Source organism: Nocardia sp. NBC_01009 (genome assembly GCF_045208035.1).
In the GTDB taxonomy this organism is placed as follows: Bacteria; Actinomycetota; Actinomycetes; order Mycobacteriales; family Mycobacteriaceae; genus Nocardia.
Map to the genome: position 1 here is coordinate 4,865,655 of NZ_CP108695.1, position 23,917 is coordinate 4,889,571.

At 65.7% G+C, this 23,917-nt stretch carries 23 protein-coding genes; 10 read left to right on the forward strand and 13 right to left on the reverse strand.

What is annotated here, in order from left to right; genetic code table 11:
• Positions 1-2: 2 nt before the first annotated feature.
• From OHA42_RS21770 to OHA42_RS21790, 5 genes are read right to left on the reverse strand one after another with little or no spacing between them, the layout of a single operon-like run.
• Positions 3-1,046, reverse strand: a complete 1,044-nt coding sequence (locus OHA42_RS21770; protein WP_406229724.1) for an NAD-dependent epimerase/dehydratase family protein — start codon at positions 1,044-1,046, stop codon at positions 3-5.
• On the reverse strand, positions 1,043-1,315 hold the full coding sequence (locus OHA42_RS21775) for a hypothetical protein (RefSeq protein WP_406229725.1): 273 nt from the start codon (positions 1,313-1,315) through the stop codon (positions 1,043-1,045). The genes OHA42_RS21770 and OHA42_RS21775 overlap by 4 nt, the downstream gene beginning before the upstream one ends.
• Positions 1,312-2,976 carry a fatty acid CoA ligase family protein gene (locus OHA42_RS21780; protein ID WP_406239520.1) on the reverse strand — a complete coding sequence of 555 codons (1,665 nt, stop codon included), beginning with the start codon at positions 2,974-2,976 and terminating at the stop codon, positions 1,312-1,314. The genes OHA42_RS21775 and OHA42_RS21780 overlap by 4 nt, the downstream gene beginning before the upstream one ends.
• A gap of 2 nt (positions 2,977-2,978) precedes the next feature.
• Positions 2,979-3,893 (reverse strand): hypothetical protein, encoded by a 915-nt coding sequence (locus tag OHA42_RS21785; protein ID WP_406229726.1) that lies wholly within the window; start codon positions 3,891-3,893, stop codon positions 2,979-2,981.
• An 8-nt stretch (positions 3,894-3,901) separates the two neighbouring features.
• The gene (locus OHA42_RS21790; RefSeq protein ID WP_406229727.1) at positions 3,902-4,951 is read right to left on the reverse strand and encodes a 3-oxoacyl-ACP synthase III family protein; all 1,050 of its coding nucleotides are present in this window, start codon (positions 4,949-4,951) and stop codon (positions 3,902-3,904) included.
• 675 nt (positions 4,952-5,626) lie between these two features.
• Here OHA42_RS21790 and OHA42_RS21795 point away from each other — a divergent pair.
• Entirely contained in the window at positions 5,627-7,120 is a 1,494-nt protein-coding gene (locus OHA42_RS21795) for a flavin-containing monooxygenase (protein WP_406229728.1), read from the forward strand.
• A gap of 5 nt (positions 7,121-7,125) precedes the next feature.
• On the opposite strand, the gene OHA42_RS21800 is transcribed toward OHA42_RS21795, so the two are convergent.
• Positions 7,126-7,803: a TetR/AcrR family transcriptional regulator gene (locus OHA42_RS21800; RefSeq protein WP_406229729.1), complete on the reverse strand. Its 678-nt coding sequence runs from the start codon at positions 7,801-7,803 to the stop codon at positions 7,126-7,128.
• 113 nt (positions 7,804-7,916) lie between these two features.
• Here OHA42_RS21800 and OHA42_RS21805 point away from each other — a divergent pair, with 113 nt between their 5' ends.
• The 3 genes from OHA42_RS21805 to OHA42_RS21815 all read left to right on the forward strand — a co-directional run bounded on the left by OHA42_RS21805 (position 7,917) and on the right by OHA42_RS21815 (position 10,904).
• Positions 7,917-8,789 (forward strand): metal-dependent hydrolase, encoded by an 873-nt coding sequence (locus tag OHA42_RS21805; protein WP_328400238.1) that lies wholly within the window; start codon positions 7,917-7,919, stop codon positions 8,787-8,789.
• The gene (locus tag OHA42_RS21810) at positions 8,786-9,859 is read left to right on the forward strand and encodes a PDR/VanB family oxidoreductase (RefSeq protein WP_406229730.1); all 1,074 of its coding nucleotides are present in this window, start codon (positions 8,786-8,788) and stop codon (positions 9,857-9,859) included. Before OHA42_RS21805 ends, OHA42_RS21810 begins: the two co-directional genes overlap by 4 nt.
• A 118-nt stretch (positions 9,860-9,977) precedes the next feature.
• Positions 9,978-10,904 (forward strand): short-chain dehydrogenase/reductase, encoded by a 927-nt coding sequence (locus tag OHA42_RS21815; RefSeq protein WP_406229731.1) that lies wholly within the window; start codon positions 9,978-9,980, stop codon positions 10,902-10,904.
• A gap of 190 nt (positions 10,905-11,094) precedes the next feature.
• Here OHA42_RS21815 and OHA42_RS21820 read toward each other — a convergent pair whose 3' ends face one another.
• Positions 11,095-11,778 (reverse strand): TetR/AcrR family transcriptional regulator, encoded by a 684-nt coding sequence (locus OHA42_RS21820; RefSeq protein WP_406229732.1) that lies wholly within the window; start codon positions 11,776-11,778, stop codon positions 11,095-11,097.
• A 152-nt stretch (positions 11,779-11,930) separates the two neighbouring features.
• Between OHA42_RS21820 and OHA42_RS21825 the strand changes: the two genes are divergently transcribed.
• Positions 11,931-13,502 (forward strand): succinic semialdehyde dehydrogenase, encoded by a 1,572-nt coding sequence (locus OHA42_RS21825; protein ID WP_406229733.1) that lies wholly within the window; start codon positions 11,931-11,933, stop codon positions 13,500-13,502.
• Positions 13,503-13,549: 47 nt separating this feature from the next.
• The gene (locus OHA42_RS21830) at positions 13,550-14,380 is read left to right on the forward strand and encodes an SDR family NAD(P)-dependent oxidoreductase (protein ID WP_406229734.1); all 831 of its coding nucleotides are present in this window, start codon (positions 13,550-13,552) and stop codon (positions 14,378-14,380) included.
• Positions 14,381-14,485: 105 nt separating this feature from the next.
• On the opposite strand, the gene OHA42_RS21835 is transcribed toward OHA42_RS21830, so the two are convergent.
• Entirely contained in the window at positions 14,486-15,280 is a 795-nt protein-coding gene (locus OHA42_RS21835) for a putative protein N(5)-glutamine methyltransferase (RefSeq protein WP_406229735.1), read from the reverse strand.
• Between the two features lie 58 nt (positions 15,281-15,338).
• Positions 15,339-16,211, reverse strand: coding sequence for a YdcF family protein (locus tag OHA42_RS21840; protein ID WP_406229736.1), 873 nt, complete (start codon positions 16,209-16,211; stop codon positions 15,339-15,341).
• A gap of 227 nt (positions 16,212-16,438) precedes the next feature.
• Between OHA42_RS21840 and OHA42_RS21845 the strand changes: the two genes are divergently transcribed.
• The 4 genes from OHA42_RS21845 (at position 16,439) to OHA42_RS21860 (ending at position 20,695) form a co-directional block, all read left to right on the forward strand.
• Positions 16,439-17,293 carry a bifunctional 5,10-methylenetetrahydrofolate dehydrogenase/5,10-methenyltetrahydrofolate cyclohydrolase gene (locus tag OHA42_RS21845; RefSeq protein ID WP_406229737.1) on the forward strand — a complete coding sequence of 285 codons (855 nt, stop codon included), beginning with the start codon at positions 16,439-16,441 and terminating at the stop codon, positions 17,291-17,293.
• Positions 17,294-17,661: 368 nt separating this feature from the next.
• Positions 17,662-18,762, forward strand: a complete 1,101-nt coding sequence (locus tag OHA42_RS21850) for a 3-oxoacyl-ACP synthase III family protein (RefSeq protein WP_406229738.1) — start codon at positions 17,662-17,664, stop codon at positions 18,760-18,762.
• Between the two features lie 218 nt (positions 18,763-18,980).
• On the forward strand, positions 18,981-19,742 hold the full coding sequence (locus tag OHA42_RS21855) for a DUF4239 domain-containing protein (protein ID WP_406229739.1): 762 nt from the start codon (positions 18,981-18,983) through the stop codon (positions 19,740-19,742).
• Between the two features lie 131 nt (positions 19,743-19,873).
• Positions 19,874-20,695 carry a hypothetical protein gene (locus OHA42_RS21860; protein WP_406229740.1) on the forward strand — a complete coding sequence of 274 codons (822 nt, stop codon included), beginning with the start codon at positions 19,874-19,876 and terminating at the stop codon, positions 20,693-20,695.
• A gap of 337 nt (positions 20,696-21,032) precedes the next feature.
• Here the strand turns inward: OHA42_RS21860 and OHA42_RS21865 are convergent, their stop codons facing one another.
• The 4 genes from OHA42_RS21865 to OHA42_RS21880 form a co-directional block, all read right to left on the reverse strand.
• Positions 21,033-21,755: a hypothetical protein gene (locus OHA42_RS21865; protein ID WP_406229741.1), complete on the reverse strand. Its 723-nt coding sequence runs from the start codon at positions 21,753-21,755 to the stop codon at positions 21,033-21,035.
• Positions 21,756-22,001: 246 nt separating this feature from the next.
• The gene (locus OHA42_RS21870) at positions 22,002-22,754 is read right to left on the reverse strand and encodes a L,D-transpeptidase family protein (protein ID WP_406229742.1); all 753 of its coding nucleotides are present in this window, start codon (positions 22,752-22,754) and stop codon (positions 22,002-22,004) included.
• 41 nt (positions 22,755-22,795) lie between these two features.
• Entirely contained in the window at positions 22,796-22,975 is a 180-nt protein-coding gene (locus OHA42_RS21875; RefSeq protein WP_406229743.1) for a hypothetical protein, read from the reverse strand.
• 229 nt (positions 22,976-23,204) lie between these two features.
• Positions 23,205-23,864 carry a cyclodeaminase/cyclohydrolase family protein gene (locus tag OHA42_RS21880; RefSeq protein WP_406229744.1) on the reverse strand — a complete coding sequence of 220 codons (660 nt, stop codon included), beginning with the start codon at positions 23,862-23,864 and terminating at the stop codon, positions 23,205-23,207.
• Between the last annotated feature and the right edge of the window lie 53 nt (positions 23,865-23,917).

The window sequence follows — 23,917 nt, forward strand, 5'->3', positions numbered from 1 at the left end:
CGCTATCGCAATGTTCTGGTGAGTTCGACGACCCCACCCTGAGTTTCGAGCCAGGCGAGGAACCCGGCGAGTCCGGTCTCGCGGTCCACGATCGGCCGGTAGCCGAAATCGCGTGCAGCGGCGCCGGTGTCGTAGGTCGCCGAGCGGGTCATCAACGCGACGGCGTAGCGCGACAACGGCGGCGACCACCGGGTCGCGACGGCCGGAATACGCCAGACGGTCTCGATCACGTTCACTAAGGCCGCGAGTACGCGCGGGTTCGGTCGCCGCGTAGGCGGCTGATAGCCGAGATCCGTTGCGACGGATCCGAGGAACTCCCACACATTGGTCTGCTCGGCGTCGGCGATGAAGTACGCCTTGCCGCCCACCGTATCCGACTCGGCAGCCTTGATACAGGCATCGACGATATTGTCGACATGACACAGCGAGGCGAACACAGCGTGGCCGTACGAGAGATCGGGCAGTGTGCCCATCGCGGTACGGCTCAACAACCGCACGATCGGACCCGACCGGTCACCTGCTCCCCAGATCGCCCGTGGGCGCAGCGCGCACGTGCGGAAACCCGGTGTGTCGGCAGCCAATACCGCGCGTTCGGCCGCGGCCTTCGTCTCCGAATACGGGTTCAGATAACGCCGAGGATAGGGCAACGACTCGTCGACATCGATCAGGTCGCCGCCGTGGTAGTCCATCATTGCGCTCGGGCTGGAGATGAACACGAACCGCGAGGCTCCGCCGCGTCGCGCCGAATCGAGCAGTCGCTCGGTGGCCCGAACGTTCTCGTCCCAGAACTGGTCCCGGGTGCCACGCTCGTCGACGCGTGCGGCACTGTGGAACACGACGTCGACACCGCTGGTCGCCCGGATCAGTGAGGCCTGGTCGCCGAGGTCGCCGAGGATGACCTCCACCTCGGCGCGAGCGTCGCCGAGATCGGCCAGATTGCTGGTGCGTCGCGCCAGAATCGCCACATCGTGCGCGCCGTCCTCGACCAGCCTGCGTACCAGCGCACCACCGAGAAATCCGGACGCGCCGGTCACCAGTACTTTCACTGCATCACCTCCTGTGTCGCCCACCAGGTCATTCCGAAGATCTGGGTCAGCACCGCGGTCTTCACTGCGGATCGGTCCGAACCCGCTGCCGCCCGCAGCGCCGCCGGAATCTGCGCCGCGTGCACCACGACACTGAGAAACAGATCGACCCACCACGCGGCCCGCAGCAGCCGGTTGCGTGGTGCGCTGTCGGTGGCCGCCGCCACGACGCCGGCGGCGAGGTACAGCCAGCCGAGCACCGGAATCGACCGCAACATGACGGTTTTCATCGAGCTCCCACCTTCTCGGCCGCCCAGGCCGCCAGCTGTTCGCGCCCGATCTTCGCGTTGTGCCGAATGTCGACCGGGAACCCCGGGTGCACCAGGAAATCGGCGATATCCCGGGTGAGTTCGGACTCCGCGGCCAACATCCGCAACTCCGAGGCAACCGATACCGCATCGGTGCCCGGCGTCGTTTCGACACACAGCACCGGCCGTTGTGCGCCGCGCTCGCCGACGCCGACCAGAGCTGTCCGGGCCACGCCCGCAACGGTGTTGAAGATCTGCTCGACCTGAACGGTGAACATCGGCCCGTTCGCGGTGACCACGCGTTGGCTCTTGCGTCCGCAGAACCAGATTCGCCCGTGGTCATCGATCCAGGCCAAATCCCCGGTGCGGTGCCAGATCACGGCGCCATCGACGATCTTGCCCGCGGCGTTGGCCGACTCCGGCCAGTAATAGTGTGTGCTGACATTCGGGCCGGAGACGACGAGCTCACCGATGCCTCGGGAGGTTTCGAGCTCACCGGCAAGCTCCTCGACCCGAGCCCAAGTCGGAATCGGTGCATCGGTGATGGCGACCAATCGTGCGTTCACCCGGTCGGCGGGCCTGCCGATGCAGGTGCCCGCACCGCGATGGGCGCGATCGACGAGGCCGTCGAACAGTTCCCTGGATTCGATGGTGGACATGGGCAGCGCCTCGGTGGACCCGTAGCCCACGTAGACCAGGACGTCCTCGCGCAACACCTTCCGCAGCCCGGCAATGCACCAGTCGGGCACCGGAGCGCCGCCGGAATAGATGCTGCCCAAGGTCGGCAGCTCGACCGCGTGTTCCTCGAGATATCGCAGCAGCGGGATGAGTAGGGCCGGGGAGGCGAACATGGTCCGCACCCCGAACTTCGCGATCGCGTCGACCACCTGGGCCGGATCGGTCGAACCGACCTTGCTCGGGATGAGTGGCGGGAGGACACAACGGGATCCGAGCAGCAGATCGAGAATGCCGACCAGCGGCAGGGTGATCAGTGAGGTGTCCGGTGCGATGTGGCCGCGTGCCGCATCCACCTGCTCGATCATCGAGGCCAGGTTGCCGTGCGTGAGTTCGACTGCTTTGGCCGGACCCGTACTGCCGGTGGTGAATCCGATGACCAGCACTTCATCGGCAGCAGCGGGCGTGCGCGGCTGCACGACCCCGGTGGGCCTGCGCTCCCAGTCCCGCAATGTCGGGCCGCCCCAGAACCAGCGCTTGCCGACGGTCAGGGTGGTACGTACCCGCCGGAAGCTGCGCCGGAACAACACACGCAAGGCCTGTGCCTGCGGAATGCCGATGAACGCCTCGGCGTCGACCGCGCGCAAGCACCGCAACATCTTTCGCACACCCATGCCGGGATCGATCACCACCGGGACTGCACCGATCTTCAACAGTCCGAACAGGATCGCGTACAACTCGGGACTCGGTAGCACCAGCACGATGGTGCGGGTGCCGTGCGTGACACCCGCCACGGTCAGCCGTTCGGCGATCGCGTCGGACCAGTCGTCGAGCTCACGGTAGGTGAGGTGCCGATAGGCGGGCAAGCCATCGGGATTCTGCCCGTCGGGGTAGATCACCGCTTCACGATCCGGTTCCGTGCGCGCAAACGCACGGAACCGGTCGATGGCTTCCCAATAGGTCGCCATTGTCACGCGGGCGCCCCCACCAGCGCGGGCAACCGGTACAGCGTCGCTGCTGCCGATGGGCCTGCGCCCGCCGCAACGAACAACAGATACGTATATCCGCGCAGCGTGTCCTCGGCGACGGCCTTGTCGTAGGCCAGCGGTAGTGCCGCGGTATGCGGGTCACCATCGGTGAGATCTGGTCTCCGTACGGAATCCGCCGCGATACCGAGGTCTTCGGCGATGCGCAGCGGGAAAGTCGCGCTCGGCGTCGATGCGATGAGTGCCATGCCGGAAAGATCGGTGAGCCCGGCCTCGGTCAGCGCGGACCGCGCGGCCTCCAGCGCCGTCTCGAGCAGTCGATCCTCGAAACCTTCCTCCCGCACAACCGTCATCAGGCCGCGGCCGACCGAGCCCATGGTCGCGGTGTCCACATAGGCCTCGACGGCCGGGGCGCCCACACCCATGGCGGTGTGCACCGGGCCGAACCCGTCGGGCTCGTCGGTGTGCTCGAGCAGCAGCGCCGCGCCTGCGGTGGCGTAGGGGAATTCGTCGTCGGCGATCGATCTGGTCTGAGACGGGTGCGTGTCGCCCGAGACGATCAGCACGTGTTCGGCGCTGCCGGACTCCAGGATGGAGCTCGCCACCTGGACGGCGTTGAGCACGCCGACGGCGCCGTTCATCAGGTCGAAGGAGAATGTCCGCGGATCGTCTTTGCCGTATTCCAGGCCGATACCTGCGGCCTTCTGGATCAACGCGGAGACCGCCGGTTCCACCGTGTTGGAGTCACGGAAAATGCCGGCATTGATGAGCACGCCGACCTGATCGGGCCGAACCCCCACCCGCTCGAGGCTCTGCTTCGCGGCGCGACCGCTGTTCTCCACAATGCTGTGGGTGTCGGCCGCCCGGCTGATTCCGGTGGATTTAATGCGCACGCCCATGGCTGACCTCAGACCTTCAAGGAGGAGATGGTGGTGGACAGGAAGCCGGTCACGATGCCGGAGGCAGCGGGGAACATCAGCAGCTTCGTGCCCGCCGGGATGTTCTGCTCGCTCAGCTGGTCGTGCAGCACGATGAAGTGCGAAGTGGTGGAAGTATTTCCGTACTTCTCGATGACCCGCAGATCCGGTGGCATCGGGTGCCCGAACTCGCGCTCGCAGATCGCGTTCATCCACGGAATCGCGGCAGCGCCGAACTGATGGTGGATGACGTAGTCGAAGTTCTCGTCGGCGAAGGTGCGGCCCTGGGATTCGAGGTAGTTGCGCTGGCTGTCGGTGCCGAGCAGGAACCGATCCTCGTTGTGCATCTTGCGGTTGTCGGTGTACAGGGCGACACCCTGGCTCTTGTCGCTCGGCATGCCGAGGCACAGATGTGAGTATTCCGAGGCCGTCATCAGCTCGATGTAGTGGATCTTGTCGGCGTCGTCGACCGCCTGGTCCAGCACGATGGCGGCGCCGGAATCGCCGACCGAGAGCGAAGCGAACTGCAGATCGTATTTCTCGGAAATCTCGGCGACCGCAGTATCGGAGATGGGAGTAATCGCCTCGCCACTTACCACCATGCCATTTCGGACGGCACCGGAACGGATCATTCGATCGAGTATGTAGGTTCCGGTGAGCATTCCGGCGCAGGCATTCGAAACGTCGAAAGTAATCGCTTTCTTCGCGCCGATTCCCTTGCCTATCGCCGAGGCGAACGATGGCTCCATGTACATGCGGGTGGCGTTCTTGCTACGGGTGATCGACGTCGAGATGATGATGTCGAGGTCCGCTGCAGAGTGCTGTGACCTGGAAAGACAGTCTTCTACGGCATTAAGGGCAATGGTGAAGGAGTCCTCATAGCTCTCCGGTCGAGTGTCGTGCACGCGACGTTCTTTGACTCCCGTGATTTTTTCGAGATCGAACGAAGGTGGCTCCTTCAGCCGTGAGATCAGCTCCTTGGTTGTGACGATATTCGAAGGGAGATACGCGCCTATGGATTCGAACCGAGAATGCGACACTTGCGCTCCTGGAAATCGTTGACAGATACGTTCCGGATCTTCTCTGATCTTCGGTGCTGCGGAACATTACCCGACGGTAACTATCGATGGGTATCTGCACCGTGCGCGAATCCTTCTGGGACAGTATGTTTTTGAGAGTGTCTGTACCCTGAAGTATCATCAACTGTCGTTCAACTGGCTATGGCGAACCGTGGTGATCGTCGCGTCATTCGAGCCTGCGTGTGCTGACGCATCGGGCGAATTCCGCTCCGCTCCGGACTTGGTGGCGAACGGTTGGCTAATGCCTGTTTCGTCGGGTGTTCGCGGTGTCCGACGAGAGTGGTAGCGGGGCGACTGTGAGTGACTTCACTACGGGTCCTCGACATCCGGACCGATCGGTTTCGGTCGACTGCCCAGCTGTTCAATCATCAACTACGTTGTGGCCGAAGCCAACCCGTCGCCGCACCGGCGCAGGCGGTCCTCCGGGACCCAACTCCGACCCCCTCGCATGCGCGCAAAAGCGCAGTGGCACCCTTGTGCGTCGGCGCCACTGCTTTCTGGAGTGAGTCTGGGACGATGGGAGTTTCCGCCCAGGGCCGACTGATCCGAAGATGCCGGTCCAGCCGTAGGCTGGAAATACTGTCGGCGCGCGCCGGGGCGTAGCGCCGGAACCGCCGATGACGGAGGACGAGATCGATGACGATCGCGGGCGAGCACGTCGATGTGCTCATTGTCGGTGCCGGGTTGTCCGGCATCGGCGCAGCTCACCATCTGCAGCAGGCATTTCCGCGACGGACCTACACCGTCCTGGAGAGCCGTGACGCGATCGGCGGCACCTGGGATCTGTTCCGCTATCCGGGAATTCGCTCCGATTCGGATATGTACACCCTCGGCTACCGGTTCCGGCCGTGGCTGGGGGAGCAGGCGATCGCCGACGGCGACGACATCCTCCACTATGTGCGCGACACCGCCACCGAGGCCGGAATCGATCGGCACATCAGGTTCGGTCATCGGGCGGTCCGCGCCGAATGGTCCTCGACCGACAACCACTGGACGGTGCAGGCCGAACACACCGACACCCGGGAAATCGTCACGTTCACCGCCGGGTTCCTGATGTGCTGCTCCGGCTACTACCGCTACGACGAGGCCTACACGCCGGATTTCGCGGGCGTCGAACGCTTCCCGGGCCCGGTCGTCCACCCGCAGCACTGGCCCGACACACTCGATGTGGCAGGCAAGCGGATCGTGCTGATCGGCAGCGGCGCCACCGCCGTCACCCTCGCTCCCGCGCTCGCCGCGCAGGGCGCGCACGTGACCATGCTGCAGCGCTCGCCGAGCTACATCCTCTCCGCGCCCGCACGCGACGATCTGGCCGTCCGGGTGCGCAAATACCTGCCCGCCCGTGCCGCCTATGCGGTCGCGCGCGGCAAGAACATCGCGCTGTCGACGGCGATTTATCAACTGTGCCAACGATATCCGAAGGTCATGCGCAAACGGATCCGAGGGTGGCAGCAACGTTGGCTGCCCCCCGGTTACGACATCGACACCCACTTCACCCCGAGCTACAACCCGTGGGATCAACGACTGTGCCTGGCTCCCAACGGCGATTTCTTCCGTGCCATCCGCAACGGTGAGCTCGACGTCGTCACCGATCGGGTCGACACCTTCACCGAGACCGGCCTGACGCTCGCCTCGGGCGCGACCCTGGACGCCGACATCGTCATCACCGCGACCGGGCTCAATTTGCTCGCCTTCGGCGGAATGGATCTGGTGGTGGACGACCGCCCGGTGACGCTGTCGGACCACATGGCGTACAAAGCGATGATGCTGTCGGATGTGCCGAACTTCGCCTACATCATCGGCTACACCAACGCCTCGTGGACGCTCAAGGCGGACCTGGTCTGCGAATACGTCGTACGCCTACTACGTCACATGGACACCAGCGGCTACACGAGATGTATGCCGGTGCGCGATCCGTCGGTCGGCGCCGCGCCGCTGTTCGTGAACTTCAACCCAGGCTATGTGCAGCGCGCGGCAAGCCAGTTTCCGATCCAAGGGACCAGGGCGCCGTGGCGGCTCCGGATGAACTATCTGCGTGACGTGGTTGCCCTTCGGCACGGCAAGATCACCGACAGCGCCATGAGCTTTGCCAGGGCGCAGCGGCTGGATGTGGTGTCCACCGAGGGGTAGTCAGGTCAGTTCGCGGAGGGATCGGACACCGCGGCCGAGGATCTGGCGGCAGCGATGTTGCGAATCACGCTGGTCGCATGGTCGTCGAACCGTTTCTGCGGCATGTCGATGGTCCCGTCCAGCCATGGGCGGTACATGTAGGCCATCGCTCCGAAGATGGCGTTCGAGTTCAGGGCATTGTCCAAGGAATCCGGCGCGGGCTGTCCGTCGGTGCCCGGTCCGATCGTCCAGGCGATCGGGGTGGTGAACTGCTCGATCAGCTCGTTGCCTCGCTCGCCGAGCACCCGCCTGGCTTGCGATTCGACGAACATGATCCGACCGCGTCGCCGATCTTCCACCAGGTAGTCGGTAAACGCCGAAATGGCGTGGCGGAATAGCTTTTCGGGTTCGGGCGGTGCGGTGGCCAATGCGGCGAGTAGTCGGTCGCGGGCGCCGACGACCACTGTCTCGAGCGCGGTAGTGAAGAGGGTGTCGAGGTTGGGGAAGCTCTCGTAGAAGTAGCGCTCGGTCAACCCGGCCTGCCTGCAGACGCCGCGCATGGAGGTCTCCGATGCGCCGACGGACGCCATCAGCTCGATGGCGGCCTCGATGAGCTGCGCGCGGCGCGCGGCGATCCGGTCGGCGGGCGGGCGGCCGCGCCAGCGGCGCATGCCCGGTATCGATCCGTCGGATTCGTCGTCCATGAGTCGATCCTCGCACGACCGAGAAGTTGACATCATGTGATGTTGACATCACTTGATGGCAGAAATACATTAATAGTGCGGTTTTGCAGGACCGAGACGTGAGGACCACCCAGATGAGCTCTGTCTACGCCGATCAGGCGCACGCCATCAACGCGCGGGACGTCGACTTCGATTTCGACACGGTGCCAATGCACTACATCCCCGGTGAGGTCATGGCGACGCACATCATCAACGTGATGCACCTGGTATTGCCCGAGGGCGAGCGCGCGATGGCGCAGGCGCTCGCCGAAGCCTTACCGCTGATCGATGACGAGCGATTACGCGAGGAGGTCCGCGGCTTCATCGGCCAGGAGACGATGCACGCGAGCTCGCACGAGAAGGCGCGCAACCAGCTCGAACGGCTCGGCCTCGATGTCGCACCGATGGTGGAACGGGTCGGCTGGCTGGTCGATCGGTTGCTCGGCGATCATGGGCTGGCCGGCCGCGCCAAGCGCGAATGGCTGTGTGAGCGACTGGCGTTGTTCGCAGGGATGGAGCATTACACCGCCGTCATCGGGGAATGGCTGCTGACCAACGACAAACTCGAGGCCAAAGGGATGCATCCGGCGATGCTGGATCTCATCCGCTGGCACGGCGCCGAAGAGGTCGAGCATCGCAGCGTGGTCTATGACGCGTACATGTACGTCGACGGCGGATATGCCCGCAAAGCGCGGCAGGCGATCATCGCGAGCACGGGATTGCTTGCGCTGTTCGTCATTTCGAGCGGCTACCTGTTTCGGCGCGACCCTTCGCGGAACAAGGGGAGATTCTGGCCGCTACAGCTGGCCAGCGCGTCGCTCCGCGGCGTCGTACCGAACTTCACCACCTTCTTCACCGAGATCCCGCGCTACCTCGAGCCCGGCTTCCACCCCTCACAGCTCGGCCCGATGGACAACGCGCTGCGCTACCTCGCACAGTCGCCCGCGGCGCGGGCGGCGGGCGCATGACCGCGCAGTTGGGTGCCCAATTCCGACCGGGCACCGGCCTGCGGATGCTGGCGTCTGCGGTCGACGCGTATCGGCGCGTCTTCGCAGAAGGTGAAGCCGCGCAGCTGCTTTCCCGGCCCCAGCCGGTGCGGCACGCCGGGTTCGACTTCGATGTGATGATCGATCGGATCGAGCAGGAAGCCGACGGAGTGGTTAGCGTGACGCTGCATGACCCGGACGGCGGGCCGCTGCCCATGTGGACACCGGGCGCCCACATCGATGTGTTCCTGCCTTCGGGGCGACAGCGGCAGTACTCGCTCACCGGTGACCCCACCGATCGAGGTGCGTATCGGATTGCGGTGCGCTACATGGCGAATGGCGAAGGCGGCTCCCGGGAGATCCATGAGCGCCTGCGCGCCGGTGACCGGCTGTCGGTGCGTGGTCCGCGCAATGCGTTCCCGCTCGTCGCGGCCTCGGAGTACCTGTTCGTCGCCAGTGGTATCGGGATCACGGCGATCCTGCCGATGGTGACCGCCGCCGAGCGCGCGGGCACCCCGTGGCGGCTGATGTACCTGGGTCGGTCCCGTTCGCGGATGCCGTTCCTGTGCGAGTTGGCCCAGCTCACCGGCGGTGACGTGGTGGTGAGGCCGGACGACGAGTTCGGAGTGCCGAACCCGCGGATGATTTTCGAGCAGACGCCCACCGGCGCCTCGGTCTATGTCTGTGGTCCGCCTGCGTTGGCCGAGGCGGCGCGTGAGGTGTTGTCGATGCACGATCCGTCCGCGTCGCTGCACACCGAGCGGTTCTCCGCGATTCCGGTCCGCGACGGCGATCCGTTTCATCTGTGGTTGCGGCGCAGCGGGATTCACCTCAACGTTGCCGCCGACGAATCCACGCTCGCGGCGATCCGGCGGGTGCTGCCCGGTGTCGCGTACTCCTGCCAACAGGGTTTCTGCGGAACCTGCCGGACGGGGGTGCTCGCCGGCGAGGTCGACCACCGCGACCGGCTCCTGCTCGACGGCGAACGCAACAATACGATGCTGACCTGCGTATCACGCGCGCGCGGTAGCGAACTCGCACTGGAGATGTAACCCGGTTCGACCGGTCGGCCGGGACGGTATCCGCAACCGGCCGCATCCGTGAGCTCGGCGGGCAACGAGGCCCGCCGAGAAAGGAATTCGGCGTTGAGTCGTATGAGGCGGGGGTTTGATGAGTAGTTTTGTGTTGGGTCTTGCCCGTCAACTGGTGGCGTTCTCGACCAGCCCGGTCGCCGAGCTGAATGTGCGGGATCGGGTCGTCATGATCACCGGTGCCGGCGCCGGTATCGGGCGTGCCCTTGCCGAAAAGCTCTATCGCACGGGCGCATTGGTCGCGCTGATCGACATCGATCAGAACGCCGCAGCGCGGGTCGCCCGATCGATGGGGGAGCGGGCGCTGGTGGTGCGCGCCGACGTCTCCGATCGAATCGGCATGCGGGAGGCCGTGTCCCGGGTCCGCGAACGGTTCGGTCGCATCGACGTCGTGGTCGCCAATGCCGGAGTAGCCCCGGAACCGGCGACCATCAGGACGATGAAACCCGCCGATTTCGACCGGGTCATCGGCATCAACCTCACCGGGGTCTTCAATACGGTGCATCCGGCGCTCGACGACATTGTCGCGGTCGGCGGTCATGTCGTGGTGGTGTCCTCTGCCGCCGCATTCGCGCCGGGCCTGGCGGGATCGCCGTACATGGTGAGCAAGGCCGCGGTCGAACAGCTCGGTCGTGCGCTGCGAGTGGAATTGGCCGCGGTGGGCGCCACCGCGGGCGTCGCCTATTTCGGCATCGTCGATACCGCCATGACCCGTGGCACGCTCGACGACGATGAGCTCGGCGAGGAAGTCGCCGCATTGCTGCCGTGGCCGCTCAATCGTCGAATTTCCGTCAGCGACGCGGCCGAATCCATCGCACAGGGCATTGCTCGCCGGGCCCCGCGGACACTGGCCCCCGCCCAGTGGGAGCCGTACGCCTTGCTTCGCGGTGCGGTCAATGTCGTGCTCGATCAATTGCTCGCCGACGACGAGCGGGTTCGTGCCCTGCTCAATCGGGTGGAACAGCGGCAGGTCGAGCGGCGGCAGCCGAGCCCGGTGCCGCGCTAGCGACGACGCGGCTGGTGCGGTACCCGCTATGGGGCGGGTGCCGCACAGCGAGGGCGGGTACTGCGGTGGCTGTCGCCCGCCTATTTCCGAAGAGCTGCGTGTCGGTGCCGCAGCGGTGTGTGCCGCCGGTTGCGCGGGACACCGATATCGACCCGATTGTGGCTCGACGGGCCGTGGTGTCGCGACTCGGTCATGGCACGGGCGGGAATATGCCCGGCAGCTCCATCGCATATTCGAGATCGACGCGGGTGCCGAGCGTGGTCAGCAGGACGCGGATCATCGTAAGACGTGCGGCAGCAACGGTTTCCGAATCGGGCTCGGTGCCAGGAGCGGCCCCTGAGGAGATGCGGTAGACGACATATTCGCAGACGTGCAGTGCGGCATCGAGGTCGAGCGGGGTCGGGACGGGGCGGCCGAGTTCGGTGAATTTCTGGGCAACGAGAGCACGAATGTCGTCGAGGGCGCGCTCCCGATAAGCCGACACCGGTGAGGCCGGGTCGTGCAGTTCCGCGAAGAGCGGGCGCAGCATCGCGCCATGGCCGTTGGCCCAGTCGAGATAGGCGTCGATGAGTCGGATACCGAGCTCGACGGGTTTGTCGGTGTTGGTCAACGCGGTGCGGATGCCACCGACCAGGCCGTCGTTGGAGGCGTCGAGCAGTACGTGCAGTGGTTCGGTCGCATTGCCGAAGTAGCGATAGAAGGTGGGGCGGGCCAGGCCCGCCTGCTCGATGATCTGGGCGACGCTCAGACCACGCGAACCGTTGCGGGTGAACACTTCCGCAGTCGCGAGGACGATCCGCGCGCGGACCTCCTCGGCCTGCTCCTGGGTCTGCGGCGGTCGGCCTCGCCGTGCGGCTGCGGCGTCAGTGGACATGGTGATGCCTCACATCGGCGAGCCTGACATGCCTGTGGTCCACACCGGAGAGCTTGACACGGGACACTGCATACCTATTAATCTAACACTAGTGTTCAGTTAATGCGTGCAGGTGATTCGCCGCCTCCGACCGTCCCATGAGAGGTCCGACAATGACGACCGCCCCACAGCTGGCTCCCGCCGATGCGCTGCCGGAGTCGCTGGTACAGCCATTGCTCGCACGTGCCGCCGCGGGCGGTGCGCCCTCGGTCGAGGTGTTCGCACCCGCCACCGGCCGCAAGATCGCCGATCTGCCGCAGTCCTCCACCGCCGATATCGAGACCGCGTTCGCAACGGCCCGCGAGGCTCAGCGCGGGTGGGCGCAGCGCCCGGTGCGCGAGCGGATCGCGGTGCTGCGCCGCTTCCACGACATCGTGCTCGCGGAGCAGAGCACCATCCTCGACATCGTGCAGACGGAGGCGGGCAAGTCCCGTGCGCATGCCTTCGACGAGGTCGGCGACGTCGCGGTGAACGCCCGGTATTACGCATCGGTTGCCGCGAAGCTGCTGGCCAACCGCAAGCCGCGCGGTGTGCTTCCGGTCCTGACACAGGTCGATGTGCGGCACCGTCCCAAGGGCGTCGTCGCTGTGATCTCGCCCTGGAACTATCCCTTGGCCTTGGCCGCCTCCGATGCACTCCCGGCCCTCGTCGCGGGTAATGCCGTGGTCGCGCGTCCGGACAACCAGACCGCGCTCACTGCGCTGTGGGCCATCGATGCCGCCGAGCGGGCCGGTCTGCCGAGCGGGCTCTGGCAAGCTGTGCTCGGCCGTGGCTCGGTGATCGGCGGCGAGGTGATCGCACGCGCCGACTACGTCGATTACACCGGTTCCAGTACGACCGGACGCACCATCGCCAAGCAGGCGGGTGAACGGCTGATCGGTTACTCCCTCGAGCTCGGCGGCAAGAACCCGCTGCTGGTGCTCGCCGACGCCGATGTCTCCCGGGCCGCCAAGATCGCGATTCGGGCCTGCTTCGCCTCGGCGGGGCAGCTGTGTGAATCAATGGAGCGAATCTACGTGCACGACAAGGTCTACGACCAATTCGTGACGGAGTTCGTCGAGCACGTCCGCGCGCTCGAGCTCGGCGCGGATCTGAACTTCGGCAGCGACATGGGCTCCTTGACCTTCCAGCGTCAATTGGACACCGTCAGTGCGCACGTCGACGACGCAGTGGCCAAAGGTGCGACGGTGCTTGCAGGTGGCCGCGCGCGGCCGGATCTCGGCCCTTACTTCTACGAGCCGACCGTGCTCGCCGATGTCCGCCCCGGCATGACCGTGTACCGAGAGGAGACCTTCGGCCCCGTCGTCTCGATCTATCGGGTCGGCAGTGACGACGAGGCCGTCGAGCAGGCCAACGACACCGCCTACGGTCTCAACGCCAGCGTGTGGACCAGGGACGCCGCCCGCGGCCGACAGGTCGCCGCGCGCATCAATGCCGGATCGGTGAATGTCAACGAAGGTTTCATCGCGGCATGGGGCAGCGCCGATGCACCTTCGGGCGGGCTCGGTATCTCCGGGACCGGCCGCAGGCACGGCCCGGAGGGCTTGCTGAAGTACATCGATACCCAAACCATCGCTGTGCAGCGGGTGCTGCCCATCGCGCCGCTGCCCGGCATGTCCGAAGAGTTGTGGGCGAAGACGATGACGCTCTACTTCGGGGTCATGAAAACACTGCGCCAGAAGTAACCACTGCGCCGGCAACAATTTTCACGAGAGACGACACAGAGGCAAGGATGAAATTGGACACGGTCGCAGGTAAGAAGGTTCTCGTCACGGGTGCGGCGATGGGCCTCGGCAAGCTGTTCGCCGAGCGAGCCGTCCGGGAGGGCGCTGCGGCGGTGGTGCTGTGGGATGTCAACGAGCTCGGGTTGAAGGACACCGCCGCCGAACTGACTGTGCTCGGCGGCAATGTCCACCAGTACGTCGTCGATGTGGCCTCCGAGGATGCCATCGGCGAAGCCGCCGCCGTGGTGCGCAACGAGGTCGGCGATATCGACATCCTGGTCAACAATGCAGGCATTGTCCGCGGCAACAGCTACTTCTGGGAAACCACGAATCGCGCCGACATCGACAAGACGATGGCGATCAATTCCCTTGCCCCCATGTACATCACGCTCGAGTTCTTGCCCGCGATGGTCGGGGGCAAGGGCCAGGCACGGGTGTTGAATATCGCCTCGTCGGCGGGACTGGTGTCGAACCCGCGGATGAGCGTCTACGCCGCGTCCAAGTGGGCCGCACTCGGCTGGTCGGACTCGGTGCGCATCGAGCTCGAGCAGGCAGGTCACGAGCACGTGAAGGTCACGACGGTCTGTCCGACTTACATCAACACCGGAATGTTCGACGGCGCAAAAGGGTTCCTGTTCACGCCGATCCTCGAGCAAGACGAGGTGGTCGACACCTCGTGGCGTGAGATGAAGGCGGGCAACCCGTTGGTAATCCTCCCGTGGACCTCTCGGCTCAACAAGGCGATCTCCGGTCTGCTGCCGATCAAATTGCGCGACCTGTTCCTCAACACCGTTGGTGTGTACCACTCCATGGATGAATTCACCGGCCGCAACAAGTAACACGGCTCTCCGGCCGAGGCCTCATCCGCTGCTCGGCGAGCGGGGCCGGACTGCGGCAAAACCTCGAGTCGCCCACCACTGTGTCCGGTTCGTCGAACGGACCTCCTATGGCCTGGTGCCGATGACGACAGTGGCGTAGAAGTCCTCGGATTCTGCTGTGCGGGCGGCGAATCCGTGATCGATCAGGACGGCGGTGGCAGTCGGCGCTTGGGCTGCGCTGGATTCGACGAGGAGGTGGCCGCCGGGGGCCAGCCACGATTCGGCGGCTTCGACGACGCGGCGGAAGATGTCGAGGCCGTCGGGGCCGCCGTCGAGTGCTGAGCGTGGCTCGTAGTCGCGTGCCTCGGGAGGCATCTGGGCAATCTTCTCGGACGGGACGTAGGGGGTGTTCGCGAGCAGGATGTCGATGCGGCCACGTAGTTCGCGGGGGAGTGGCTCGAAGAGGTCGCCCTCGTACACTGCCGCACCGATCGGTGCGAGGTTGCGCCGGGCGCATTCGACCGCGGCAGGCTCGATGTCGGCGGCGGCAAGTTCGATCGACAGACCCGCGTCGGCCAGTGTTGTCGCCAACGCCAGCCCCAACGCGCCGGAGCCGCAGCACAAGTCGACGACCACGGGGCGCTCGTGTGCGCGAGCGAGCTCGACGGCCTCGTCGACAAGGAAGCCGGTGCGTTGCCGAGGCACGAACACCCCCGGTGCCACCGCGACGCGCAGGCCATGGAATTCGGCCCAGCCGAGCAGATACTCCAACGGCATGCCCGACACCCGTTGAGCGACCAATCGCTCCAGGTCCGCACCTGTCTCAGCGGCCGCCGCGGCAAGCAGCGCGGCCTCCTCCTCGGCGAACACGCAGCCGGCCGCCCGCAGCCGCACCACCAGGTCGGTACTTTCCGTTGACATCACCAGGACATCCTGCCGTGTCGTACACGGCCGGTGCCGACCGACAGGCGTTTCGGCGCTAGCGCGCGGTCGCTAGCTGGAACGTGCGGGTGGCGTCGAGGTAGATCCCGCGCTGACCCTGCCTGGCGGGCGGCGGTAGTTGGGAAACCAGTTGTTCCAGCGAGGTGGTGGCGCCGACCACGCGGGTTCCAGCGACGATGAAGTCGGCGACGGCGCGGCGAATGTGATTGGGGGAGGTCACCACCACCGCGCTGCTCGCGCCGAGATCACGCAGCATCGTGGTGCTGAACAAGGCGTTCTGCACCGTGGAGCCCGCCCGCCTTTCGACATGGACGCGGTCCGCGGGCAAGCCCTTACCGACCAGCCAGTTGCGCATCGCGTCGGCTTCGGTGATGCCGTTCTGCGGGTTGCCGCCGGTGACGATGACCGGTGAGAACGGCGAGGCGACGGCCTGCAACCAGGTCGCGATCAGCCGGTTCACCAGCTCGGGGCGCAACGCGCCGTCGGGCAGCAGGCCGTAGCCGAGCGCGACGATTCCGGTTTGCGGGCCGACAATGGCAGGCAGCGGATTCGGCAGGGTGCCCACGGCGGCGGTGATCGCGCCGAGCACGTTGGTGGTGCCCTGCGCCAGCCCCGGATCCACGGCGGAGAGGCGTGCCATGGCGTCGGCGAGTGCGAGCAGATCTCCCGCGTAGTGGGACCAGATGGCCTGCAACGACAGCGCCTCGGCGTCGGTGGGGGCCGCGCCGAGCAGTTCGCGCAGCTCGGCACGGCCTGCGGCGTCGTTGCCGTCGGTGAAGTTGCGCTGGGCGGAGTTGTAGAGGGCGTCGATGTCCGGGGCGGCCTGGGCGGGTGCGCTGGCGATACCGGTGATGGTGACGGCCGCGAACAAGGTCGCGATCAGGGTTTTCCAATGCCTCGAGATCTTCACTACAGTCGACACCTTTCCGCGCATAAAACGGGGCTTTCGGTACGTCAGCTGACAGTTAGCCGTTGGCAAGCATTGATCACAATACGACTGGTACAGGCCATATGCGCGTAATTGCCAGGCCGAATCGGCGGTTTCTTCCCGGCATCCGGGCAAACCGGGCACGGCTGCGGGTGGCCGCCGCAACCGGCGCGACAGTGCGCGCGTCGTGACCATTAAGGTGTGACAACGTGGATACCGTTTCGCTGTCCGGCAAGGAACTCGCCGCCGCCATCAACGCCGACACCAAGGCGCGCGCCGCCACGCTGGCTACGGGCGGACCCGCCCCGCGCCTGGCTCTGGTCGTCGCCAACGACGACCCGGCGAGCGCCTGGTATGTGAACTCGCTGCGCAAGGCTGCCGAGCGACTCGGAATCACGTGCGACACCGTCGAACTCGGCGCCGACGCGAGCGCCGAGGCAATCCGCGCCGAGCTCGACGCGCGCAGCGCGGACTCCGCCACCGACGCGATCATGCTGCAGACACCGCTGCCCGCCGGTATCGGCCTCGACGACGTCAGCTCCTCGATCGCCGCGACCAAGGACGTCGACGGTGTCAGCCCGCTGTCGCTCGGCCTGCTCGCCAGCAATCTCGACGGTTTCGTCCCCGCCACATCCGAAGCCGTCGTCGAACTGCTTAAGCATCACGAAATCCCCCTCGCCGGTCGACATGTCGCGGTCGTCGGCCGCTCCAACATCGTCGGCAAGCCCTTGGCGCAGCTGCTACTCGCCGAAAACGCCACCGTGACCGTTGCTCACTCGCGCACCACCGACCTCCCCTCGGTGACCTCTGCCGCCGACATCGTCGTCGCCGCCGCGGGACGCATCGACCTCGTCACCGGCAAGCACATCGGCGAAGCTGCGGTGGTCGTTGACGTCGGCACCAATGAAGCCCCCGACGGCAAGATCGTCGGCGACGTCGAAGCGGATTCCGTGCGCGGTAAGGCCGCTGCCCTCAGCCCCGTCCCCGGCGGAGTCGGCCCCGTCACCACCGCCCTCCTGATGCGCCACGTCGTCACCGCGGCCGAAAACGCCCGCCGCGCCTGAAATCGGTCGCCACCGACAGCGGTCCGAGTCTCAGTTCTTTTCAGGTGGAATATTCCCAATTGTGGGGGTTTGTGAGTTCCGGCTCGAATAAACCCGTGGGTATCGTTCGCTCGTGCACATCCCACCCAAGCGACCGATCGGAGATCGGTGCCCCTGAGAAACCTCTGGATGTGAGCGGCTGATACCTGGCGATATGCCGAGATGAGGTTTCTCATCCGTCGGTCGCACTGCCACTCGGCTCATCGTCGCTGCCGCAACGAACCTACGCCTGTTCCCGAGCGGATTCCGGGCGGTTCTGCGTGACCTGACAGCGGTGTCGACGGGGCGTATTCCGACCGTGTCGGAACAGCGAACAGGCATGGAACATCATGAAAGTACGGATCACCGGCGCAGGCGCGTCGGTCCCACCGCTGGTAATGACCAACGAGCGACTCCTCGGTATGTTTCCGGGGCCGCGCAGGATGCCGTGGACGCCTGCGGAATTCGAGCAGAAGACGGGTATTCGCGAGCGGCGATTCAGCTTCGATCTCGACGACAAAACCGGCCGTCCGCTGTTTCCGCCCGGATACGGTGAGGCGCCCGGCCCGGCAGGGGTGCTGGCGGAAGCAGCACTGCAAGAGGCTCTTACCGTCGCCGGCGTCGATGCGACCGAACTCGACGGTCTGATCGTCGGCGGCAGCACCCCGGATCGGCTGCATTTCGGCAGCGATGCGCAGCTGCTCCACCATCGGCTCGGGATGCGGTCCGACGCCGGAGTACTCCAGACCGATATCGGCTGTGGCGGTGCGGTGTTCTGTTTGCAGTGGGCCAAGGAGATGATCCTCAGCGGTGTCCGCAAGCGCGTCGCGGTCGTGATGGTTCAAGTTGCCTCGCCATTGCTCAACCGCGAGGTATTCACCGGCGGTATCGAGTACGACGGCAAGGAGAGCGAGGCTTTCCTATCGGCCCTGTTGTTCGGCGATGGTGCGGGCGCGGTGATCCTCGAGGCTGCCGATGACGACAGCAGTTCGGAGCTGGTGTCCGCGGTAACCGTCAATGAACACTTCGAGATCGCCGTCCAACCCGCGGGCGGAAATCTCTGCCCGCCAGGACTGCCCGGTGCCGCGCTGTCGGACTATGCGGTTCACATCATCGGCAAGCGCGTCGCGGATGCATACACGCCGGTCATGCAGAAGTCGATCGATCGTGTCCTGGCCGAGGTGCAGTGGAATGTCGGTGACCTGCAACGCCTGTATCCGCATCAATCCAATCGCCGGCTCATCGAGCAGCTGATCGGCGCCCTCGGTATTGCCGAGAACCGTACGTCGATCAACGTCGACCGCTACGGCAATACCTCCGGTGCCAGCGTCCTCATCCTTCTCGCCGAGGACCTGCGCAACGGCGTGATCGGCCTGGGCTCCGGCGACCCGATAGTGATTGCGGCCGTCGGGGCCAACATGCAATACGGCGCTCACTTCATTCGGCTGTAGCCCGCTCGGGCCCGCTGCGTGCTCCGCGCGAGAACGGCTCTCCTTCAAGCGAAGTGGCGTCGTTCTTATTCTCATCGTCATCCGGCGGCCCCGCCGCGGCGAATACCTGTTGATCGAAGCTTCCTCCGATCGCGCCTCGCGCCGAGGTATCCCTCGGCGGGTGTCGATCTGTGTCCGAGACACGTTATGCCGGTCGTGCGAAAGGTGGGATCGCTGATATGGCAAGGGAATTGGTCGTGGCGATAGGGATTGCGGCCCTCGCGGTGCTGGTGTTCGTGCTGGGGGACAGGTTGCGTCCGGATTCGTGGCGGCAGACGGGTGACGAAGCTGCGGGGACGCTGGTTTTCGATCTGATCAAGACGTTCTTCGCGGCAACCGTGGCGTTCGTGGTTGTCATCTGCTGGCAGCAGTATCAGACCGCGCGCAGTTACACTGTGGCCGAGGCGAAGTCGCTGGTCGACGCCTACACGGCGGCACATGCCATGCCGGATCCCGAGCATCACCGGATCCAGGGATTGGTGCGTGACTACACCACACAGGTCGTCGACCAGGAGTGGTCGGTGATGGATCGAGACGGTCACCTGAGTCAAAAGGCCCAGGAGACGCTCGATGTGCTTCGCGACAGCGTGGATTCGATGCGATCGTCGGATCCGTACGTGAACAACCTGCGCGCTACCGCCTTGGCGAGCCTGGACAGAGTCGCAGGGGCACGTCACGATCGTGCGCTCGTGGTGGGGTACGGGATTCCGGGATTCCTATATGTGGCCTTGTATTTCGGCACACTGCTGCTGTTGCTGAGCCCTGTGCTATCGGGTGTGCGGGTCACCAGGCGCAGTGTTCTGATGATGGCGCTGCTCGGTGTCGTGGTCGCCGCCGCGATTCTGGAGGTCCACAACCTGGACCAGCCCTTCTCTGGTGGGAACACCGTCCCGAGGGATGCCTTCGAACTAGCGCTGGCGCGCTTCCAGCAGATCACCTGACGAGTTGTTCGAGCTTCGGAAACTGGTGCAGACGAGCTGACGGACAGGGGTAGCTGCAGATGGCATGTGCAATCGCTGTGCCACGAATTCGAAGGTGCAGAGGGGGTCTGCGCTTCGCGGTGCTGATCCCGGTGACGGTGGCGTTGCTGGCGGGCAGGCCGACGACCGCTGCCGCGGACCCGCCGTGGCAGTCGCTCGTGGACAGTATCGCGACCGGGAGCGCGACGCCGGGAGTCACCGATGTGTCGACTGGAAGCTCTGGTTCCGGTACAGCGCTGAGTCTCGGCTCGAGCAGCATCTCGACCGGAAGCGCGGATAACGCGATCGGTTCGAATGCTGGCGCGCCAGGCACCGTCGACGGGTTCGATACCGGCAGCGCAGAAGGCCGACTGCCCGCCACGGGAGGTGCTGAGCCCGAAACGACCGCAACGCCAGTCGGTTCGGTCGAGGCACTCGGGTTGAACCAGGGCAGCGTCGAGCTAGCGTGTTCCGGGAGCGCCGCAGTCGGTGCCGCCGGAATCCTTGTCGGTTCCGCCACCAGAAGTGGAGTGGGCAGCGGGCTGATCGGATCTGGCTCGAGCGGCGGTTCGGGCCTCGGCAGTGTCGTCGTCGGGAGCGCCGCCACCGGCAGTGCGCTACTGACATGTCTGTTGTTGTTGCCGAACAGCGCGCCCCCGGCGCCCGGTGCTCCACTCCTGCTCAGCCCGCCGTTGGTGCCGCCGAGCCGGACTGTTGCCGAATCTGTGCCTGCGCGGCCGCCCGCGGCAGTGCCCGTGATCGCGCTGGAGAGGCCGGTCGTCGCGTTGCCACCGGTGCTCCCGCGTCCCACGACCGCCGAGCCCGCGTCGGATCCGATTCCCTGGAACGTGCTGGAACTGATCGCGTTGCTGGTGGTGACCGTGTTCGCGATCCGCAGCAGGTCATCGGACGACCGCAGCCGTCGCGAAGGGTAGTGCCGCGCTGGACGACTCAGTCTTGGGCGTCGCGGATAGGGAGGGCAAGCTGAACTCGATTCTCGACCGCGAGCTTGGTGAACAGTCTGCCGGTGTGCGATTTCACGGTGGGTAGAGCTCCTCGGCGATCTCGGTGTTGGACAACCCTGGTGCGATTGCGCGGGCGCTGTCGAGCTATCGTGCGGTGAGCCCGTCGAGAGCGCGGCGAGCCCGTGCGTTCGACGCCCGTACAACCGACTTCGGCCCATCACCGATTCGCCGAAAGGATGAGGTGGATGGAGACCTGCGGCCGACTTCCGTGTCGGTATGCGCGGTACGCCGACCGGCCACAGCCCGTCTACTCGGCCGCGGAGATACCGGTGATGAGCGTACGACCGCCCGCACGGGCGGTCGTCACCAGTTGGGCGTTGTAGGCCACCGGCAGTGCATTGGGGCGCTGTTCACTCACTCGGACGAGGTACTGGCCGACGAACGCACCGGGGGTGATGGTGACACAGTGCGTGGTGCCCGCGGGGATCGTGTCGATGCCGTGCTGGATGTCGGTGGCCGACGACACGGCCGCGTTGGGCGCTATAACAGCGCGGGCCTGTTCGCTGGAGCGTGTCACGTAGTAGGCGTATTGGAACGCGAAGATCGCCGCAGGGCCGGAGTCGACGCCGCCTGCGCCATTGCCTTGGATGCGATTGCCGACTTTTTCGGCGGGGCATCGGGTTGCGGGAATGGTGGCCGAGACAGGGATATCGGCTGAGCTGGACGCCGCGGTCGGCGCCGGCGCCGGGGCGCCGCGGAATTGGACAAAGGCGGCGGCGAGCAGTGCCGCGGCGCCGAGCGAGGCGAGCAGTGCGGGCATCCAGCGCCGACTGCCCTTCGGGAGTTGATACCAGCGCCGCCGCACCCGCGACCGATCGATCAGGCGCGCAAAGACATCGTCATCGTCGTCGGCATAGTCGGGGGCGTAGGCCGCATGCGGCTCGGGTTCGGCGGGCATTCGATGGGCCCACTCGGACCAGTCGCCTCGATAGGCCTCCCCAGGCCGTCCTTGCATGTCTGGTCGATCCATTGCCCCACCTTCATCAGCTCATACCGTCAGGTTCGTTCCCCACTCTGATAGCTCCGGAGGATACTGCGCATCGACCGCAATGCAAGCGAACGCGCCCGGCCACGTCATCCGATTACCCCTCAGTCGGCACGAATGGTCGCCCGGTGCTCGAATGTCGAACTCACACATGGACAGCCGGCTCCCCGCTCGTTACCAGCGGTACGTTTCGGTGGTATCGCGGTCAGGAGGCGGGGGAGTGCGGTCGGTCTACCAGTGCACGCTGACCGGGTCGCCGATGCTGGCGATTTCGTAGTACCAGGCTGCGTCGTCGGGTGCGAGGTTGATGCAGCCGTGGCTGACGTTCGCATAGCCCTGGGAATCCACCGACCAGGGTGCCGAGTGCACGAAAACTCCACCCCACGTGAGGCGTTCGGCATATTCACCGTTGATGACGTAACCCTCGGGGGAACTCAACGGGATGCCGATGGTGCGTGAGTCGAAGACCACCGAGCGGAAAATCTCGAGAATCGGGAAGATGCCCGATGGTGTCTCGTAGCCCGGTTTGCCCATCGAGGCGGGCATCGTGCGCGGCGCCTGGCCGCCGATGGTGACAGTGAAGGTGTGGTTGGACATGTCGGCGTCGGCGATCACCCCGGCGTTGGTCCTGAATTCCGTTCGCGCACTACCTATTCGAACCGAGATCGGGGAGCGGGCGGGAAGGAATCCCGTGGGTGTCCACGTCACTTCGCGGTCGTTCGCCCATGCGAACGTACCCGGGATCGATCGGGTGGACGTGATATCGATGGCTCGTTCGGCGCGAGCGCGATCCGCGACAGCCGCCGTGAACTGGATCGTGACCGGATGTGCGATGCCGACTTCTTGGCCGGCCGATGGCGTGACGGCCGCTACCGAGGCAGCCGATGGTGTTCCGATAGAGGTCGCGAATGCTGTTCCGGACCCGAACGCAGCCAAGGCCATGACCAAGGCCGCGAGGAACAGATATCTGAGTGCGCTCCTCATGGCTCCACCCCTTCTAGATGGTGTGGTGGCAGAAATCCATTCTAGGACTTCATGATCAACTCGAGGTACCGAATCCGTAACGGCCCCCGGCTGTAGGTGAACCGTGGCGGCAGGTCCTCCTCTCCGACCGTGGCGGACGCGGCCGTGACATGGCCGGGGTTCGGCAGCTCGGCCGTGGCGTTCCAGCCGGTCAGCGCCCAGCGCGAGGTGCCGAGCACCATCTTGGCGGCGGTGTCCCTGTCGGGCCGAGGCGCATGAGTGCCACGACCGCCAGTGTCGGCGCGGCAGCGGTGCCAGGCGTGGTGTTCGCGAGCGCCGGTGAGCGAGCAGGGCCGGCGGCCTTCTGCCTCGTGCGCCGGAGGTCATCGCGAACTCGGACCTGGTTGCCGGTCTATATCGGGCGTACCCGGCACCGCGGCGCGGAAACACCCGGTATTCCCGGGCCCGCTATCAGCTGCGTACGGCGTGCAGCACGTCGGCGTGCAGGGCATCGGCACGTGCGGTGATCTCCTCCACGCGCATCAGCACGGGTGCGAATCGGTCGCCTTCCGCGGCGCTGAGGGAGGCGACGTTGATCTCGATATTGAGCTGCGAACTGGTGGCGGCCGCGCGAGCGGCGTCGGCGGCCGCGCCGATATCGGTGACCACGTTCGGGTTTCCGATCGGAAGCAGTTCCGCAGCAAGCGACAGGATTTCGTCGGCCTCGTCGACGACGGCGGCGGGCACCCGGGCGGCCTGGATCAGTGCGGCGGTGATGGCCTCGTTGCGCTCGGCGGCGTCTTCCGGAGTGGCCTTCGGCAGCTTGTAGGCAGCACCAACGGCGGTGAAGGCGGCAGCGTCGGCGTCGGCAAGGGCGAGTGCGCGGTCCCGCGCGGCGTCGGCGGCCTCGATGATGCGGTCGACGATCGGGCGGTGCTCGGCGTCCTTGGCGCGGGTGGTGTAGCGGGCGACCATCGCAACCAGTGCGGCGCCCTGAGCGGCGTGCAGTGCGGCGACCGCGCCGCCACCGGGTGCGGGCACCTTTGCGGCCAGGTCGGTCAGGTACTGCGCGAGCGTGGCCCTGCCGAAGGAGGGTGCAGTTTCCTGGGACGACGTGGTGGGCTGCGACACGGCGGGTGGCCTTTCGTTTCTTCGGCGATCACGGGGAAGTCTCGGCGATTACG